We start from the raw sequence: 18,337 nt of genomic DNA on the forward strand, positions 1-18,337 counted from the left end.
GGACAAATACCCGTTATATAACGTCAAGGTGACGTTATATAGGGCTACTTCCGCATGTCCAGGCGCACGTTGATTTCGCCGTCCTCGGAGATCTTCGCGGCAACCAACTCCGGAGTCTCCACGCCGTAGTCCTCACGGTGGATCGGAATGTCTGCGGCGACGAGCAGCTGCTCGCCCGAGCGCGCCACATTGAAGGTCTGCGTGACTGGCTGCGTTGTGCCGTGGATCGTCATCTCGCCGGTCAGTTCCACCGAGCCCATACTTCCGTCGTCCGGGACCGTGCTAAGGTCCACCGGCTCTGTCACAGTAAAGGTGGATTCCGGATACTCGTCGGTGTGGAAAATTTTCCGGCGCACGCTCTCGTCGCGCACGTCCGCGTCGGATTTCAGGTTCGTCATGTCGACGGTAATTTCACCCGACGTCAGCGTGCCAGCTTCGATTGTGACGCTGCCATGTACGCCCTGCGTCGACCCGGATGTCGTGCGACGCTCGCCAGGCAGCACCTCGTCGAAGGTGTAGCCTGCGGACGTCTGGTTCGGCCCCGGCCGGTTGGTGACCGTCCAGGTGCCGTCGAGATCAGTCGACGCCTCTGCTAGCGCCGACTCGTCGATCCCCTCAGTTTTGACACCGTGACTAAAAAACAGCGTCCTCGCCAACGGGATGAATGCGACGAGTACCGCCAATATGGCGAAGGCGGAAACCGCTACAATGAGCAGTTTCCTGTTTCGGGAGTTGGACTCCAAGTAGCTCACCTCAGCTTTTCAAGTTTCTGCGCTAAGCCTACTAATTCGTCACACAGCGCCCCTAATTCGCTCGCCGGTGCGCCTTCGGTGGCGGCCGTCTGGATGTCTTCCGCCGCACAGCGCAGTTCAAACAGCCGGTCGCGAATTTCGTCGACCTTCTGCTGGCTCAAGATCACCGCATCTGGGTCCACGGATGTTCCTGCCAGCAACGTCCGTTGCTCGTACGCGCGTTGCTTGCACGACGGACCGCAGTACTTGCGCTTCCTGCCGCGGCCTTGATTGAGCTCGATTTCCTTGCCACACCAGGCGCAGACTGCCGTTTTCTGGCCTGTTCTCCGCTGTCTGATAGTCACGTTACATAGTCTATTACAGCTGTCACACGGTGTAGACACCGGGGGAACAAACTCGGCATGTCGATCGTTATACTTGAGCGATTGCTGCACACCCCCGGGTGGATCGGGTAACCGGGACACCACGAGTTAAAGGATGGAGACGACATGGCTGATCGAGTGCTACGCGGTAGCCGTATGGGCGCCGTGAGCTACGAAACGGACCGCGACCACGATCTCGCGCCGCGCCGCATGGCGAAATACCAGACCCCCAACGGTGAAGTCTACGAGGTCCCGTTCGCTGACGAAGCCGAGATCCCCGAAGAGTGGATGTGCAAAAACGGCCAGGTGGGCACCCTTATGGAGGGCGAAGGCGTGGAGTCGAAGCCGGCGAAGCCGCCGCGCACCCACTGGGACATGCTGCTCGAGCGCCGATCCATTGAAGAGCTCGACGTGCTCCTCGAGGAGCGTTTGGAGCAACTGCGCAAGCGTCGCCGTGCAGCGGCCCGCCTGGCTAAGGAGCAGGCCGCGCAGAACGAAAAGTAAGTGCTACTTCGAGCCGGACTTGAGTACGTGAAGAGCCTGACGAACGGTTTCCGTCGTCAGGTTTTTTGCAGTCTCCAGCTTGTCGGCGACGCGGCCCGCAATCTTGCCCAGGTTGAGGTTGCCCAGCTCGTACTTGGTCATTGAGCCGATCTCCCCTGCCAGGTCCGCAACCTGCCCCGGTGCCTTCGCAGCGCGCGACGGCAGGTCGGCAGCCTTGGAGTTGGACACGGCGTACGCGAACTGTCGCCAGGTCTCGGAGGCCAGGTTGCCGACGAAGGAGGCCTTATCCTGGACACCCCACTTTGTCACCTCGGCGAAGGACGCTGCCGCGAAGCTTGCGTCCAGCTTCGATTCACCAAGCTTGCGGTCCTCGAAGGTGATCGGCACCTCGACGACGTCGAAGCCGGCGTCGGCAACTTTGTGCGCGATTTCCACCTGGAAGATGTAGCCCTTGTTCGACAGCGCGTCCAGGTCAAGTTCCTCGAGCACCTCGCGGCGGAAAGCGCGGTAGCCGGCGGTCATGTCCTTGGTCTCATCGCCAAGCGCAACGGCGATGTACTCGTTGCCCAGCTTCGACAGCAGGTAGCGGCTACGCGGCCAGTTTTTCACTTCCCCACCGTCGACATAGCGTGAACCAATCGCGAGATCGGCACCATTTGCTACGGCGTCGAGCAGGCGGTGTAGCTCCTCCGGCGCGTGCGAGCCGTCGGCGTCCATCTGCACGACGATCTGGTAGTCGCGCTCGAGCGCCCACTCGAAGCCTGCACGGTACGCGGCGAGAAGGCCGTCCTTGCCGGTGCGGTGCAACACGTTGACCTCTGCGTGGGCGGCGGCAAGTTCGTCGGCCTTCGCGCCGGTGCCGTCCGGCGAGTTGTCGTCGACAATAAGTACGTCAACGTCGTGTTGTGCCTCAAGCACACGGCCAACGATCAGCGGAACGTTTTCCACCTCGTTGTAGGTCGGGATGATCACCAGGGTCTCGTTCGCCACGGCGGTACTTCTCCTCGCTTTTTAGGCTTGTTTATTCCTTTGAGCAGCATACCTGCGCTTGCTTGCGCGTGTGCCGACACCTGCCGCAACCATTACGAGGGCACCGAGCGCGACGAGCGCCCACTCGAGCGCACCGCCGAAGCGCACGGCTGGCGTAAGCGAATCTCGAAGCGGCAGCTTTTCGACGAGATGATCCGCCGTAAAAATTTCCGTTTCCTGCGACACCGTCCCGTCCGGGTGGACGATCGCCGACACACCGGATGTGGCTGCCACGACGACGGCGCGGTCGGTTTCCATCGCGCGCAGCCGGCTCATGGCCAACTGCTGATACGTCATGCCGGTAAACCCGAACGTGGCGTTGTTGGTCGGGGTGGTCAGCAGCTGGGCGCCGCCACGCACGGCCATGCGGTACGCCGGATCCTCGGCGACCTCGTAACAGGTAGCAACGCCGACCGGGATGTCCCCCATGTGGACAACACCGTTGCCGTTACCGGGTTTGAAGTTACCGGCCAGGTCCACCATCTCGGAAAAGTTGCGGAAGAAGTCGCGCCACGGCATGTATTCGCCAAACGGCTGCAGGAAGCGCTTGTGGTGGTACTCCCCTGGCCCGTTGTCGGGATCGAAGACGACCATCGTATTGCGCGCGCCCACCTCGTCGCGCGTGAGCGTGCCGACGAGCACCGGAGCGTCTACCCCACGCACCGCAATATTGATCAACGACCGGGCCTCGGAGTCGGCGAAGGGGTTGACGTCGGAGGAGTTCTCCGGCCAGATGACGGCGTCGAGGGGTTCTCCTGCGGTGCGGGCGTCGTCGCTAAGAGAAAGCGTCTCGTTGACGTGATTGGTCAGCACCGCGCGGCGCTGGGCGTTGAAGTCGAGGCCCATGCGCGGCACGTTGCCTTGCACGACAGCGACGTTGGCCTCCCCTACGGTCGGCCCGGCGGTGTTGATACCGAGACCGGCGACTGCGCCGAGCACCAACGGGACAGCGAACGCTGCTCCCCCAGCTAGCCGCTGGGATCCACGGCCTGCGATGAGTATCACCAGGCCGACGCTGGCTAGCGCAGCCGCAAACGTAATCAGTGCTGGGCCACCCCATGGCGAGAGAGCGGCCAATGGGCCGTTGATCTGCCCCCAGGCCAAGCGCACCCAGCTAAACCCGCCGAAGGGGACCGACGAGCGCACGAACTCGACGACGAGGTAGATCAGCGGAAAGGCAGCGAAGCCGAAGCGCCAGCGCGCCGCCAGGACACCGAAAACGCCGGTGAAGATGCCGTAGAGGCCGAGGAAGATGGACAGCGCAACGTACGGCATAGCGCCGACGAATTCGCCGATCCACGGCAGCAGATACAGGTAGCAAAACGCGGCCTGAGTGAAGCCGAGCAAACCGCCGAAAGCGGCTGGCGGACGGTCGCCGCCCGGCCAATGCCGCCACGGCGCAAGCGAAAGATACAGCACCGCAATACCGGCGATGCCGGACCACCAGTGGCCGTGCGGCTCGTAGGAGAAATACACCAGCCACCCGGAGGTAGCCGCGAGAACGAACCGGAGAAAGCCGGTCAGCGCTGTCATCTACTTCTCCCCCGGGTCACGGCCATCCATGCGGTACCACTGCTCTAACTCATCGGCGTCGATCACGGTGTCGTCGCTACGATTCTGCTCCGGGTGAGCCTGCTGCTGTGGGTTGGTAAACGACCCGTACGAGGTGGTGAACTGCGACATCGGCGTCGCGGCATAGATTCGGGCGCCGAGGTCTTCCATACTGCGACGGGCACGCTTCGTCATTGCGCGGCGCGCCATGCCGCGGGTCGGCCCGAACACGAGGAGCAGGCCGAGCACCGAGCTGACAAAACCGGGGACGATGTTCATAGCCCAGCCGGCAAGCAGCAGCGCCGAATCGCCGGCCAACTGCCCCACGTTCGCCTGGCCTTTCGCGGCGCGGACGAGTTCGCCCCGCAACGAAGCGGCGGCGGCGAAGCAGCCGAAGAGCATCAGGCCGAAAATGGCCAGGATCGCCCAGCCGACGCCAATCCACTTAGCGACGAGGAAGAACGCGATCGCTTCGACCAGAAAGTACAGCAGTAGGTACACAGGCATGGGCCAAGGCTACCTGGACAACTGGTCGAGCAACCAACCCACGTCCTCGGCCGCGTGCAGGAAGTACGGGCCGAAATGGTTCGTCCCCGTGCGCCCGCGGATGCCGCGCTCGCGGCGGGTGGTCAGCTCGATGCCCCAGTCGTCGGCAAGCTTTGCGACGTCCTCGTACGGCACGAGGTCATCGTGAAGCGCGCTCCACAGACGGATCGGAATGTTGGGCGGCTGGACGGCACCGAGGCGTATGGCGTCGAGGTGGGCGCTGGTGCGGGGCAGGTCGTCGAGCAGCTTCGCCATGCTCACGCCTGTGCGGGTCCAGGTGCGGGTGTGCGCCCACGGGCGGTGCAGTACTGCTCCCATGGCGCAGGTGCGTGCGCCGTTGACGATGGCTGCGGCCCCTTTCGGGCTCAAATGCGGGGCGATTTCTGCGGCGATGTCTTCGTCGCGCGCCATGAGGCCGGCGACGGCGTAGAGGATGACCACGGACGCGAGCGCGCCGTCGACGTGGTGGAGCATGCTCACCAAATCGGTCGGCGGGGCCGCGACGACGGCAGCCAGCAGCTGCAGTTCCGGGGTGTACTCGGGTTCCTCCAGCCATGCGGCCGCGGCTCCCCCGCCCTGGGAAAACCCCCACAGGCCGAGTGTGGTGGTGTCGACGCCGAGGTCGCGGGAGGCGCGGACGGCGTCGGCAAGCGCGCGGGCTGCGGAGACGTGGTCGCAGTAGAGTTCAACGTCGTCTTCGGGATCGCGCGGATAGTCGGTGATCACCACGTCCGCGCCGGCGGCGAGGAATAGGTTGATTACCGGCTGCTCGTAGGCGGCGATCATGTCCACAGGCTTGACTCTGGGGCCGATGCCGACGGTGCACGAGTACGACGGGTCGCAACGCCGGGCCACCCCTTGGGTCGACGGGGCGAACGCGATCGTCGGGCGAGAACCGTTTCCCTTCCACGGCGTGCGGGACCGGAACACGGCCCCGGTAGCGGAGACCACCCTGTTGAGGCTGTCGCTAGTGGCGTATTCAATGCGCCAGCTCTGCGACGGATTCAGCACCCCACTCGCACCCACCGGCCGGATCGGCACCGCTTTGACCAGCGACCCCGGTGTCATCCCCATCAGCCAGCTCGCCTGACCGAAGTCGGGCCCGGTGCGCTGCGCCGGGCGCACCAAATCAAGGCAGATGCCGGCAAGCGAGCGCACACGCGGAAAGAACAGACGAGCCATGGCGGTTACCTCGGCATGTGACGCCAGATCGGCCGCGGCACTAAGCGCATCACCGCCGCGAGCACTGCCAGGCGCCGCGGGATCCACACGGTAGTGCTTCTGCCCTTCCCAGCTGCGTCGACGACTGTATCGGCGACCACGTCCGGCGTCACCGACATCACCGCGGGCTTCATTCCCTCGGTCATCGCGCCGATGACGAAGCCGGGGCGCGCCAGGATCAGGTTGAGCCCCGTGCCGTGCAACCGGTCCATCAGCCCCTGGCAGAACGCGTCGAGGCCTGCCTTCGTCGAGCCGTAGACGTAGTTCGCGCGCCTGGCCCGCCACCCGGCGATGGAGGAAAAGGCGTAGATTTCGCCGCGCGGCATCTCGTCGGCAAGCACGGTGAGCATGCTGGCCTGCGCAAGGTAGTCGACGGTGGCGATCCGCACGGCTTCACGCTCGTCACGCTCCGCGAGTTCCTGATCGCCGAGGATCCCGAAGGCGACGATCGCGGTGGTCACCTCGCCCGCCTCCTGCACGATCCTCCGGTGCGAATCCTGGTCGGTCGCGTCGAAGTCCACCGCGCGCACGTGGGTCGCGCCCGCATCGCGAAGTTGCTTCTCGACGACATCCAGCCCCGCACTACCCCGCGCCGCAAGTACCACCTCGCGCCCGCGACAGACACGCTTGGCGACCTCGCCGCCGATGTCGCTGCGTGCGCCAAGCAACAGCACGGTCCCCTGTTTACCCACCGGTTACCCCCAGGTCGCGGCGGGTGCGGTTAAAGGTCTCGACGCCGGTGTCGGTCAGCCACACGATGTCTTCGATGCGCATACCCCACGCGCCCGGCTTGTAGATGCCCGGCTCGATGGAAAACGCCATCCCCTCGCGCAACACGACGTCAGAGCCGGCGATGATGAACGGCTGCTCGTGGCCAGATAGCCCAATGCCGTGGCCGAGGCGGTGCGTGAACCACTCGCCATATCCGGCATCCGCGATCGCGTTGCGTGCTGTAGCGTCCAGTTGGCCCGCGGTCACCCCCGGCCGGGCCGCCTCGCACGCGGCAGCAAAAGCGTCCTCGAGCACGGCGTATGCCTCGCGGAAGTCTGCCGGGGCCGACTCCTTGCCGCCGACGACATAGGTGCGGGTGCAGTCCGACTGGTAACCGGAGGCCAGCACACCGCCGATATCCACGACCACCGGATCGCCCACCTCGAGCACCCGGTCGGAGAAATCATGGTGCGGATTCGACCCGTTCGGCCCCGAGCCGACGATGACAAACGCGACGCTTTCGTGTTCCTCCAGCACCAGTCGCGTCAGGTCGTCCGCGATTTCACGTTCGGTGCGGCCGGGCTGCAGCAGTGCCGGGACCTGTTCGTGGACGCGGTCGATTGCGGCGCCGGCAGCCGCGATCTGCTCGAGCTCCGCTGCGTCTTTCACCATAAACAGCTCCGCCACCGCGTCCGTGGCCAATTCGGTGCGCGGCAACAGCGCCTGGAGCGGGAAGACGTGGTCTGCGGTCAGCGACGAGCCGAGCCCGACCATCCCGTCCCCGAGCACGTCCGCGACCAGCCGGTACGGGTTGTCGCCGTCGCGCCAGCCGACGACATCGATGTCGTCGGCACGCTCGAGCCCGAGTGATGCAACATCGGTCAGCGGCGCGACGACCCGCGTTGCGTCCGGCGCAATCACCAGCGCGGTAAGCCGCTCGTGCGAGGAGGCCCACGACCCAGTCAGGTAGGCGAACTCGGCGCCGGTGCCGATGACCAGCCCGGCAAGTCCCCGCTCCCTAACGAGGTCTGCGGCCTTGCGCCGCCGGTCGGCATACACACTTGCATCGAAGGTCATGCGGGCCATGGTAGATCGCTACGATCACAGCCGTGTCCAATCCCCTCGCACGATCCATCGCGCGCATCTCCATCCCAGGCCGCGGCTACTGTTCAGGCGCGCTGATCACGCCCGATACCGTGCTTACCTGCGCCCACTTCTTCCGCCGCGCTGACGTGCGCAAGGTGCGCGTGCGTATCGGCGACACCACGTTCGCCCCAGTCTCCGCCGCGCCCCTGCCCGGCACCGACGTCGCGCTGGTGCGATTGCCGGAACGTGTCGACGCAGAACCACTGCCGGTGGGTCCAGCTCCGCGCACTGGCAGACCGACCCTGACCGTGGGTTTCGGCGGCCGCGCCGCGAGCCCGGAGGGCCGCCCCGGCAGGTACTTGGGTCGGTTGCCGTTTTCCGCGTCGCGTACCTTTGCTACACGTGTCCGGCCGGCGGGGCTGATCTACAACAACCCGCCGGCGGTCAAGGGCGACTCCGGCGGCCCGGTGTTCGCAGGCGGCGAAATCTTCGCGGTGCAGTCGCTCATCCTCGACCCGCGGGGGCGCAACCTGCGCGTCGCCACAGTGTCGCTGCTGCCGGCTAGTTACCGATAGCGACCACACCGCGGCGGATCGCGTCGACAGCGCGGTTGGCGTTGTCGCGGATCTGTTCCGAATAGCCGGTCTTTTTCACCTGCTCCAAAAGGTCGACGACCTGCCGGCACCAGCGCACGAAGTCGCCGGGGGTCAGTTCAGCGCCGGATTCCGCAGCGGCGGCCAATGCGTATCCGAGCGGGGCGCCTGCGGTCCACTGGTGCATCGACAAGCTGAACCCCGCGTCGGGTAGACGGGTGGCCGGCAGGTTGTGGCGCTGCTCGTCGGCGACCAGCTCGCCGTAGATTCGCATCGTCTCGTTCATCGCATCCGCCATCGCCTCGGTGGCCGCCTCCGGCTCGCCGTGGGTCGCGCGGCGGTTCTCGAAGACCAGCATCGACGCGACGCCGGCGAGCTCTGCCGGGTCCAGCTCGTCCCAGATGCCGCGCTTGAGGCATTGCGCGACCAGCAGATCGGAGACGTTGTGGATACGCGACAGGCGCTCGCCCTCGTCGGTGACTGCAGGCTCGCCGTCGACAAGCTCGACGTAGTCCATCTCGGTGAGCAGCCCGATGATGCGCTCGAAGGTGCGGCCGAGCGAATCAGTCGACGAATCCACGCGGCGTTCGATGGATGCGAGTTTGCGCTCGTCGCGCACAATGTCCTCGGCGGTGCGTGCGAGCACCTCGCGCTCCCCCGCCGGCCATGCGTGCACGGGGTGGTTGCGGATCGCCTCGCGCAGCGCAGTGACCTTCTTGCTCGGCCGCGTGCGCGCCTCGGTGCGCAACCGCTTCGGCGCGTTGAAGTGCCCGCGGTGCAACATGCTCGAAACCTTGCGCGCGTGACGACGAGGCTGGCTCTGCATATGCCGCGGCACCTTAATCCGGCCCACCACCATCGGCGGGTTGCCGAAAGAGGCGGCGTCGATGCGCCCGGACCAGCCGCGCTCGGTGGTTACCCACGGGCGCGGGTCGTGCGGCTTGCCGGCTGCCTGCACCACGACCGCGAGTTCCGGCTTGCGCTTGGCTGGCAGCGCGATGACTTCGCCCACCTGCAACCGGCCGAGAATCTTCACGGTCTCCTTGTGGCGGTTGTCCATAGCGTCGCGTCGGGCCTGCTTCTCGGCGTCGCCAAGGTCGCGCCGCAGTTGCGAGTACTCGACCAGCTCCGCGGCGGCGTCGTCGGACGGTGGCGCGAATGCGGAGATGTCACGATCGAGTTTGGCCCGCGATTCGCGCACCTTGGTTTGGAGCCGCTCGATGTCGCGTACCTCACCGACGACGGAGCGGTCCGTTTGGAACTGTGCGAACGACTGCTCAATGAGGCGGATTGAGTCGTCGAAGCCGTTCATGGCAAGCATGTTGATCGCCATGTTGTAGCCGGGTTGGAACTGTGAAATCAGCGGGTAGGTGCGCGTCGACGCCAGCCCCGCGACGGCGTGTGGGTCTAATGCCGGTGCCCACTGCACCACGGCGTTGCCGATGTGGTCGATGCCGCGGCGGCCGGCACGCCCAGTGAGCTGGGTGTACTGGCCCGGCGTGAGGTCGACGTGTGCCTCGCCGTTGAACTTGACCATCTTCTCCAGCACGACCGTGCGGGCAGGCATGTTGATGCCGAGTGCGAGCGTTTCCGTGGCGAAGACGACCTTGACCAGACTGTGCACGAAGAGCTGCTCGACGATGTGCTTGAACGCGGGCAAAAGGCCGGCGTGGTGGGCGGCGAACCCGCGCATCCAGGCGGTGCGGACCTGGCGGAAGTTGAGCACTTCGAGGTCCTCTTCGGGGATGCCGTCGATGCCGTCGTCGATAATCTGCTCGATCTCGGCGCGCTCTTCCGGTGTGGTCAATTCCTTGCGCGAGCGAAGGCATTGAAACAGTGCGCCGTCGCAGCCGGCGCGGGAGAAGATGAACACGATGGCGGGCAGCATGTCCTGGCCCTGCAGTGCGGTGACCACCTCCGGCCGGCCGACTGGGCGGACCTTATCTTGGCCGCGCGTGCGCCCGCTGCGGGCCCGGGAGCGGAATCCACGGCCCTCCTCGAAGTCCCGGCGGCCCTCGTCGGAGCTGCCGGCCTCGATGCGCTCGATGGCCCGCTCGAGCGCGTGGTTGACACGCCCGTCCTTGCCGGGCTCGAACAGCGGGAACATTTTGCGCCCGACCATCATGTATTGGCTCAGCGGGATCGGGCGGTGCTCCGAGACGATGACTTCGGTATCGCCGCGTACCGCCGTGAGCCACTCGCCGAACTCTTCGGAGTTGGACACCGTGGCGGACAGCCCGACGAGGCTCACCGAATCGTCCAGGTTGAGGATGATCTCCTCCCACACCGCACCGCGGTCGCGGTCAGCCAGGTAGTGGATCTCGTCCATCACCACATGGGTCAGGCGGTCCAGTTGCGGCGACTCGGCGTAGAGCATGTTGCGTAAGACCTCGGTCGTCATCACGACGATCTCCGCCGAACCGTTGATGCTGGTGTCGCCGGTGAGCAGGCCGACGGCGTCTTCGCCGTGCTCGGCAACCAAGTCGTTGTACTTCTGGTTGCTCAACGCCTTAATCGGCGTGGTGTAGAAGCACTTCGTGCCGCGCTGCAGCGCAAGTGCAACCGCGAACTCGCCGACGATGGTTTTGCCCGAGCCGGTTGGCGCGCAGACGAGGACACCCCGGTCCTCCTCCACGGCCCGGCAGGCCTGCACCTGGAAGTCGTCGAGATCGAACGGCTTCGCATTCGCGAATTCCTGCAAAAACGGCGTGGAGTTTTCGGGGGAAAGCATGCCCCCTACAGTACGTCCTCGAAATCGGCTCCGCCCTCGAAGCCCCGCTTCGTCTCGGGCTCAGGCGCGCGGCGCACCGGCTGCGGCCGCTCGATCGGGGCGGCCTTGATGCTTCTCGACGACCCAATGCCACCCGCAGCCCCCACCGGCGCTGGGGCTTCGATCGGGCCGGAGCCCTGTTCGTCGTCAAGATCCATCCAGTCCGGGCGCATCTTGCCCTTCTTTCTGTCGTGGATCCGACAGAACTGGAACGCCATCTCGACGAGCAGGTTGATGGAGACCGCGAGCGCGACCATGGAAAACGGGTCCTGGCCCGGCGTCATCACCGCGGCGAAGATGAAGATCAGCACGATGATGAAGCGACGCTTGTCCTTGACATGTTCGTAGCGCAGGATCCCGACGAGGTTGAGCATGATGATGATCAGCGGCACTTCGAAACTGACACCAAAGATCACGATCAGCGAAAGCAGGAAGTTGTAGTACCGCTCACCTGTCAACGCGGCGACCTGGAATTCCGAGCCGATGGACATAAGCACGTACAGGCCCTGGTCGAGCACGAAGTACGCCAGCAGTGCTCCGAGCACGAACAGCACGACCGCCATGGTCACAAAGGACATGGTGTAGCGCTTCTCGTTTTTATGCAGGCCCGGGGTGATAAACCGCCAGATTTGCGCGAGCCACACCGGAGACGCGAGGACAAGTCCCGCCAATGCGCCGACTTTCAGGCGCAGCATGAACATCTCGAACGGGCTCGTGGCCAACAGGCGGCACTCCCCATCGCCGTTGAAGTCCGCGCGCAGGTGATCCGGCAGGTTGCAGTACGGCCCGCGAATGATCTCGCCGAGGGGCATGATCCGCCACGGCGCGTTCTGGTACCAGATGAAGCCGATAATCGTGCCGATGACGATCGCGATCAGCGAGATGACGACGCGTCGGCGCAGTTCTTGGAGGTGTTCGACCAGCGACATCTCGCCGGTCGGGTTGTTCTTCCTCCGTTTGGTGGTGGTTGCCATCAGACGCACCTAGGAGCGCGACTGGTTCTCCGGGCGCTCCCAGAAGTCGGCGTCGTGCGCGGCGCTGCGAGTCTCCTGTGCAGCTGCGGATTCAATCTCGTGCTGCTGGGCCGGCTGCTCGGGTGTGCCGTCGTTCTTCATTTCCTTGACCTCGGATTTGAAGATGCGGGCGGAGCGGCCCATCGAGCGCGCCAGATCCGGCAACTTGTTGGCGCCGAACAGAAGGAGCACGACGAACAGGCAGATGAGAATTTCCGCCCAACCGATGCTTGCCATGACGTTCCTTTCAACAACGGACGTTTTAAGGGTTCTTAGTCTAACGCCTCGAGCGCTGAATCCACGCGTGCGGTGAGCTCGTCGGCGAGTTCGCGGGGCTCGACGATGCGCACACGGTCGGCTTGACCGAGGCAAAACCGGACGAGCCAGTCGCCGGAACCGTAGCGCATCGTGGCCGGGACCCACCCCGTTTCGGAGTTAATATCGTCACTTTCGATATCGATATCCCAGTAGTCCGCGAGCCACGTCGCGTCCGGGTGGATGAGCAGCTGCGCGTTCGCTTGCTGTGCCATCCCGAACGGGTCGGCGCTGTCGAAGTCGGTGTCCGAGGCGGTGGAGGTCTCGTCGAGAAGCGACGCCTCGCGAATGCGGTCGAGGCGGAACGTCTTCATCTCCCCTGCTTCCGCGGCACGCAGGTAGGTGTTGCCGTCCTCGTGAAACAGGCTTGCGGGCTCAACTTGACGACGAGACGTCGTATCCGACGTCGCCGAGTAGTACGTAATCGCGAGTTGGCGTTTCTGACTCAGCGCATCCGCGACAGTGCCAGCCACGCTGGAATCTGCCGGGTGGTCGGCGTCGCCGATCCCGCTCGACTTTGTCACAGCGCGGATTTTCGCGGCTGCCGAGCGCACGGCGCGGGCGTCGACGAGACCGGGCATGGTCTCCAGCGAGTCGAGCAGCACGAGCAGCGCGCTCGCCTCGGCGGGGGTCAGACGCAGCGGCTTGGTCAGGCCCTGGTCGTCGATAATGCGCACGCCCTTCCAGGAGTGCTCAAGCTCGATCATCTCGCCGGGGCCGGTGCCCACGCCCGACATGTAGAGCAGGTCGAGGTCGTCGCGCACTTGCTGCGGGTCGGCGCCCAAGTCGCGGGCGATTTCCATTACGGTCAGATCCGGGTGCTTCGAGGCGTACGCGACGAGGTTGAGCAGTCGCACCACCCGCTCCTGGCGTTGCTGGTCGGCACTCATCTAGTTTTCCTCCTTCGACGCACGCAGAAGCTTGACCACGTCTGCGCGGACCTCGGCAGGCTCCACCGCGACCAGGTGCCCGGCGAGGCTCGCGATCGCGCGTACGACCCAGTCGCGGTCCACACCGTTCAGCGTGATGGTGTCGCCCTCGCGCGCACCGCGGGTGGCCAACTCGTCGCCGGCATTGCCACTTACGGTCACCACCGCGTCGACCACATCGCCTTGCAGCATCGCCTCCACGATCTGCTGGAGCTCTCCCACCTGTTCGTGGAACGTCTCGCTGGTGTTCACGCGCTTGACCCGCGACATCTTTTTCACGCGGAAGACGCGCTCCTGTTCACGGTCGATGTCGAAGCCGACGAAGTATGCGCGGTTGTTCAGCGAGACCACACCCCACGGGTCGACGGTGCGACGCTCTGGCTCCTTGCCCGGCGCGCGGACGAAGTCGAAGGACATGCGTTGCTTGTTGCGCACACAGGCGACAATTGCGCGCAGGGTGTCGGGGCGCAGCTGGAAGATGTCGTTGGAGACTGACACCAGCGTCGGCGCGTCAAAATCGCGGGTTGCGCCCGAGGCGGCGAGTTTGGTCCACCCGGAGCGCGCAAAACTTCCCAGCGTGCCGGGCTGCGACAGATCCACCGCGAGGCCAACGACCGACGCCTCCTCAGCGGTGAGGTCCACCGGCGGCAGTTCGTAGAGGTCTTTATCCACCCACACCTGGCCGTCGGCGAAGTGGGCCGGCACCCACAGACGACGCAGTTCTTCGACGTCGCGGCGGATGAGGTGGCTGGCGGCGTCACGGCTGCGCCCGCCGTAGCCGTCGACATGGGTTTGCACCCAGGCGATGTCGCGCTTTTCTGGCGAGGCAAGCAAGGCGAACGTGAGTCCGACCTGGCGGATCACCATGTCCTTGTCGTCAGCCATCGGCGCTACTCCTCTTCCCCGGCGTGCGCCGCCACATAGGCGAGGAGCTCGTCGGCTTCGGCGTTGTTGTTCGCAAACGGGTCGAGCAGCTCGACGGTGCGCGGTTCTGGGCGGTTGACCTTCAAATGCACCCAGTCGACATTATGCGCAGCCCCCGCTTCGCGCACGGCGGCGAGGAACTTGCCGCGGATAGCCGCGCGGGTGGTCTCCGGGGCGTGGTCGACTGCGTGGGCGATGTCGTCGTCAGTGATCCAGCGCTTCGCCAGGCCCTTGCGCTCGAGCAGGTAGAACAGGCCGCGGTTGCGATCGATGTCGTGGTACGTCAGGTCGATCTGGGCAAGTTTCGGGTGGTCCCAACCGCAGCCGAGTTTCGAGCGGAATTGCTGCAGTAGTTTGCGTTTGATCACCCAGTCTATCTCGGTGTCCACCTGGGAGAAGTCCTGGGTGTCAATCGCGTCGAGGGTGCGCTGCCACAGGTCGACGACCCGCTGCATCTCGGCATTGGGTGTTCCTTCGTCGGGGCGTTGCGAAAGCCAGCGCTTTGCGGCGTCCAGCGTGGCGCGTTGCACCTCCAGCGCCGTGATGGTGCCACCCGCTGCGAGCTCGAGTGCGGTCGTGCCGGTCGGATCGGCTGCGATGTCGCGGATGTGCGCGATCGGGTCCGCAAGCTCCATGTCCGGCAGGTCGAAGCCGGCCTCGAGCATCTCGATGACCAACAACATCGAGCCGACCTTCAAGGCGAAAGTGGGCTCAGACATGTTCGAGTCGCCGATGATGACGTGCATGCGGCGGAAGCGGTGGGAATCGCCGTGCGGTTCGTCGCGGGTGTTGATGATCGGCCGGGTGCGTGTCGTCGCCGACGACACGCCCTCCCACACCTGATCCGCACGCTGGGAGATGACGAACTTGTTGCCCGCGATCTTCCCCGCGCCGCAGACAAGTTGCCGGGTGATCAAAAACGGCAGGAGCTGCTGGCCGAAAGACTTCAGCGCTAACTCGCGACTGACCAAGTAGTTCTCGTGGGCGCCGTAGGAGTTTCCCTTCGAATCCACGTTGTTTTTAAACAAGTAGGTCGACCCGCCGAGGCCGTCGTTGGCAAGCGTCTCGTCCGCCTGCTTGGCTAGATCGGCGAAGATCCACTCGCCCGCCTTGTCGTGGGCGAGCAGTTGGCTCAGCGAATCGCACTCCGCCGTGGCGTACTCCGGGTGGGAGCCGACGTCGAGATACAGCCGCGCGGCGTTTCCCACATAGACGTTCGAGCTGCGGTACTGCGCGACCACGGGGCGAAATAAGTAGCGTGCGATCTCTTCCGGGGTGAGCACCTGGCGTGCGCCGTCGTAGGCGGCGACACCGAATTCCGTCTCGACGCCCATGATGCGCCGCGGGTAGCAGGCCACCATCGTTGCTACTGGCCGCCCTTTTGCACGAACGACTTCACAAACTCCTCGGCGTTGTTGTCCAACAGCGAATCGATCTCGTCGAGCAAGTCATCCGTGCCAGACGTGTTGATCTGTGCCTGACCGGCGCCCTGGGCCGCGTCGAAGTCCTCGTTGTGGTCGTCGCCGCCACCGGAGGCGGCGTGGGTCTGTTGCGTAGCCATGGGTGTTACCCTACCTGGCCGGGGTCACGCCAAGGCCAGCCAGGAGCTCGGCGGCCGTATGAGAGCGCGCGATCAGATCGGCGGTCTGCTCCGCGGTGTGCTCGTGGAGCAGATCCAGCGGCACACAGTAGAGCTGGTCGTCGACGGAAAACAGCATGGATTGCCAATTCGATGCCACGAGGTTTTCGCCGAACTTCTGCCCCGCTGTGCCGCGGAAGTACGCGCGCGAATCCGTAGGCGGCTCCGCGGCGGCGCGTTGGATCGTGTCTCCATCGACCATCGTGCGCAGCGCCCCCTTGCGCACGAGCGCGTGGTACAGCGACTGCTGCGGGTCGATATCCGCGTATTGCAGGTCGATGGCCTGCAGCTTCGCTCGATCTGCACCACGGGCTTCGAACCGGCGCACAAGCGACCACTTTGCCGTCCAGTCGAGCCGGTCGGCGGTGGACAGCGGGTCGCGCTCCAAGTCGTCGAGAAACTCGCCCCACAGTTCGAGCACTTGCTTATCGACGACCCCCTGCCCCGCAACCCCCGCACACCGCTCGCGGTAGATGCGCAGGATAGCGATGGCGCTTAGGCGCTTGCCGCTTGCCAGCTCGAGTTCGTGTTTGAGGCTGGGGTCGTGGCTGACCGCATGGATCTCATGCACGGGTTCCGCCAAGCGCAGGTCGGAAAAGTCCACGTCCTGTTCGATGGCATCGAGCACCAGCTTCGTCATGCCGAGTTTGAGGAAGTTGGAGTACTGGCTCATGTTCGCATCGCCCACGATGACGTGGAGGCGACGGAAATCCTCCTCCGGCGCGTGCGGCTCGTCGCGGGTATTGACGATGCCACGGTTGAGCGTGGTCTCTAGCGAGACTTCTTGCTCGAAGTAGTCGGCGCGCTGCGAGATCTGGAAGCCCGGCTTCTCCGACGCTTGGCCGATGCCGACGCGGCCGGCGCCGACGATGACCTGGCGTGTGACGAAGAACGGGATGAGTGCCTGGGTGAGGCGTTCGAAGTCGGTCTTCCGCGAGTACAGGTAGTTTTCGTGGCTACCGTATGAGCGGCCCTTGCCGTCGACGTTGTTTTTGTAGAACTTCAGCGGCGGGCACGGATCGTGCTTGGCCAGCACGGAGACCTGTTCGTTCCAGAGTTGGCGGATATCGGCCGCGGCGTCGTTGAGGATGTGGTCGCCGGCGGCGTCGTAGACCATCGCGTCGAACGCGTTCGAGCATTCCGGGCTGGAGTACTCGGGGTGGCCGTGGTCGACGTAGTAGCGCGCGCCATTCGCGACGAGCACGTTCGCCACCCCGATCGCGTTCGCATCGACGACCGGGACACTGCGGTAGCGCTGCAGGTCGAATCCGCGGGTGTCCTTCAGCGGCGCTTCCTCCGCGTAGTCCCACCGGGTACGCGCCTTGGTCCGCATCGCCGCGTACGCCACCACCGCGTGCGTGGAGGTGACAAGCGGGCTGATCAGCGGGTTATCCGGGCTGGTGATGCCGTATTCGGTCTCGGTCCCCATGTAGCGCGTCATGAGGACCAAGCCTAGCGGGTGGGTCCTTCCTCTTAGCGGATTACCAGCCGCGCTCCGCCAGACGGTGCGGTGCCGGAAGGTCGGCGACGTTAATGCCCACCATCGCCTCGCCCAGTCCGCGGGACGCCTCGGTCACGGCGGCGATGTCGTTCCAGTTCTGGGTCGCCTTGACCACGGCCTTGGCGCGGGCCTCCGGGTTGCCGGACTTGAAGATGCCGGAGCCGACGAACACGCCGTCAGCGCCGAGGTGCATCATCAGCGCCGCGTCGGCCGGGGTGGAAACGCCGCCGGCAACCAGCAGCGGCACCGGGAGCTTGCCGTGCACAGCCACGTAGGCCACCAGCTGGTACGGCGCCTGCAGCTCCTTCGCCGCGACGAAGAGCTCGTCGTGGTTGCTGTTCCAGATCGCCTGCAGTGACGCAATTTCACCCTTGATGGTGCGGATGTGTTTGGTGGCTTCCGAAACGTCTCCGGTGCCGGCCTCACCCTTGGAGCGGATCATCTGCGCACCCTCGTTGATGCGGCGCAGCGCCTCGCCCAGGTTGGTGGCGCCGCACACGAACGGCACCGAGAAATCCGTTTTGTCGATGTGGTTGACGTAGTCGGCCGGGCTCAGCACCTCGGACTCGTCGATGTAGTCCACGCCGAGGTGCTCGAGGATCTTCGCCTCCATGTAGTGGCCGATTCGCGCCTTGGCCATGACGGGGATGTCGACCGCCTCGATGATGCCCTCGATCAGGTCCGGGTCTGACATGCGGGCCACGCCGCCCTGGGCGCGGATATCGGCGGGAACGCGCTCGAGCGCCATGACGGCTACCGCGCCGGCGTCGGCGGCGATCTTCGCCTGCTCCGGTGTGACCACGTCCATGATCACACCGCCAAGGAATTTCTGGTTCAACTGTTCTGCTTTCGACATACCGCTTAGTCTGCCTCGACAACTGGTAGATTCCA

19 protein-coding genes are annotated in these 18,337 nt (G+C 65.0%); 2 read left to right on the forward strand and 17 right to left on the reverse strand.

The features are described from left to right. Nucleotides 1-44: 44 nt before the first annotated feature. Both IAU68_RS05845 and IAU68_RS05850 read right to left on the reverse strand, forming a co-directional pair. The gene (locus IAU68_RS05845; RefSeq protein WP_231698975.1) at nt 45-683 is read right to left on the reverse strand and encodes a YceI family protein; all 639 of its coding nucleotides are present in this window, start codon (nt 681-683) and stop codon (nt 45-47) included. A 65-nt stretch (nt 684-748) separates the two neighbouring features. Next, nucleotides 749-1,096, reverse strand: coding sequence for a hypothetical protein (locus tag IAU68_RS05850; protein ID WP_171193960.1), 348 nt, complete (start codon nt 1,094-1,096; stop codon nt 749-751). Between the two features lie 144 nt (nt 1,097-1,240). On the opposite strand from IAU68_RS05850, the gene IAU68_RS05855 reads away from it, so the two are divergent. Further along, entirely contained in the window at nt 1,241-1,618 is a 378-nt protein-coding gene (locus IAU68_RS05855) for an RNA polymerase-binding protein RbpA (RefSeq protein WP_171193961.1), read from the forward strand. Nucleotides 1,619-1,621: 3 nt separating this feature from the next. On the opposite strand, the gene IAU68_RS05860 is transcribed toward IAU68_RS05855, so the two are convergent. Genes IAU68_RS05860 through IAU68_RS05885 form a run of 6 tightly spaced genes read right to left on the reverse strand, consistent with a single transcriptional unit; the run spans nt 1,622 to nt 7,753 of the window. Continuing rightward, entirely contained in the window at nt 1,622-2,608 is a 987-nt protein-coding gene (locus IAU68_RS05860; RefSeq protein ID WP_171193962.1) for a polyprenol monophosphomannose synthase, read from the reverse strand. Nucleotides 2,609-2,629: 21 nt separating this feature from the next. After that, nucleotides 2,630-4,180, reverse strand: a complete 1,551-nt coding sequence (gene lnt / locus IAU68_RS05865) for an apolipoprotein N-acyltransferase (RefSeq protein WP_171193963.1) — start codon at nt 4,178-4,180, stop codon at nt 2,630-2,632. Continuing rightward, entirely contained in the window at nt 4,181-4,705 is a 525-nt protein-coding gene (locus tag IAU68_RS05870) for an FxsA family protein (RefSeq protein ID WP_171193964.1), read from the reverse strand. Nucleotides 4,706-4,714: 9 nt separating this feature from the next. Next, a complete protein-coding gene (locus IAU68_RS05875; protein WP_171193965.1) occupies nt 4,715-5,926 on the reverse strand; it encodes a lipase family protein in 1,212 nt (403 codons plus the stop codon). Nucleotides 5,927-5,931: 5 nt separating this feature from the next. Next, nucleotides 5,932-6,639 carry an SDR family oxidoreductase gene (locus IAU68_RS05880; protein ID WP_231698976.1) on the reverse strand — a complete coding sequence of 236 codons (708 nt, stop codon included), beginning with the start codon at nt 6,637-6,639 and terminating at the stop codon, nt 5,932-5,934. Between the two features lie 10 nt (nt 6,640-6,649). Then, on the reverse strand, nt 6,650-7,753 hold the full coding sequence (locus IAU68_RS05885) for a M24 family metallopeptidase (protein ID WP_171193967.1): 1,104 nt from the start codon (nt 7,751-7,753) through the stop codon (nt 6,650-6,652). 32 nt (nt 7,754-7,785) lie between these two features. Between IAU68_RS05885 and IAU68_RS05890 the strand changes: the two genes are divergently transcribed. Further along, a complete protein-coding gene (locus tag IAU68_RS05890) occupies nt 7,786-8,337 on the forward strand; it encodes a trypsin-like serine peptidase (RefSeq protein WP_171193968.1) in 552 nt (183 codons plus the stop codon). Here the strand turns inward: IAU68_RS05890 and IAU68_RS05895 are convergent. From IAU68_RS05895 to pdxS, 9 genes are read right to left on the reverse strand one after another with little or no spacing between them, the layout of a single operon-like run. After that, on the reverse strand, nt 8,324-11,086 hold the full coding sequence (locus tag IAU68_RS05895) for a DEAD/DEAH box helicase (protein ID WP_171193969.1): 2,763 nt from the start codon (nt 11,084-11,086) through the stop codon (nt 8,324-8,326). The genes IAU68_RS05890 and IAU68_RS05895 overlap by 14 nt on opposite strands. 5 nt (nt 11,087-11,091) lie before the next feature. Beyond that, complete coding sequence (gene tatC / locus IAU68_RS05900; RefSeq protein ID WP_171194143.1) at nt 11,092-12,054, reverse strand: twin-arginine translocase subunit TatC; 963 nt, start codon at nt 12,052-12,054, stop codon at nt 11,092-11,094. A gap of 54 nt (nt 12,055-12,108) precedes the next feature. Beyond that, the gene (tatA, locus tag IAU68_RS05905) at nt 12,109-12,375 is read right to left on the reverse strand and encodes a Sec-independent protein translocase subunit TatA (protein ID WP_171193970.1); all 267 of its coding nucleotides are present in this window, start codon (nt 12,373-12,375) and stop codon (nt 12,109-12,111) included. Nucleotides 12,376-12,410: 35 nt separating this feature from the next. Continuing rightward, nucleotides 12,411-13,343 carry a helix-turn-helix transcriptional regulator gene (locus tag IAU68_RS05910; protein ID WP_171193971.1) on the reverse strand — a complete coding sequence of 311 codons (933 nt, stop codon included), beginning with the start codon at nt 13,341-13,343 and terminating at the stop codon, nt 12,411-12,413. After that, nucleotides 13,344-14,267, reverse strand: a complete 924-nt coding sequence (locus IAU68_RS05915; RefSeq protein ID WP_171193972.1) for a helix-turn-helix transcriptional regulator — start codon at nt 14,265-14,267, stop codon at nt 13,344-13,346. A 5-nt stretch (nt 14,268-14,272) separates the two neighbouring features. Further along, complete coding sequence (gene pafA, locus IAU68_RS05920) at nt 14,273-15,640, reverse strand: Pup--protein ligase (protein ID WP_407928700.1); 1,368 nt, start codon at nt 15,638-15,640, stop codon at nt 14,273-14,275. Between the two features lie 32 nt (nt 15,641-15,672). Further along, nucleotides 15,673-15,867, reverse strand: coding sequence for a ubiquitin-like protein Pup (locus IAU68_RS05925; RefSeq protein ID WP_171193974.1), 195 nt, complete (start codon nt 15,865-15,867; stop codon nt 15,673-15,675). Nucleotides 15,868-15,877: 10 nt separating this feature from the next. Further along, nucleotides 15,878-17,386, reverse strand: coding sequence for a depupylase/deamidase Dop (dop, locus tag IAU68_RS05930; protein ID WP_171193975.1), 1,509 nt, complete (start codon nt 17,384-17,386; stop codon nt 15,878-15,880). 40 nt (nt 17,387-17,426) lie between these two features. Then, complete coding sequence (gene pdxS, locus IAU68_RS05935; RefSeq protein WP_171193976.1) at nt 17,427-18,302, reverse strand: pyridoxal 5'-phosphate synthase lyase subunit PdxS; 876 nt, start codon at nt 18,300-18,302, stop codon at nt 17,427-17,429. Nucleotides 18,303-18,337: the final 35 nt, after the last annotated feature.

This window comes from Corynebacterium lujinxingii, from assembly GCF_014490555.1.
GTDB classification, from domain to species: domain Bacteria; phylum Actinomycetota; class Actinomycetes; order Mycobacteriales; family Mycobacteriaceae; genus Corynebacterium; species Corynebacterium lujinxingii.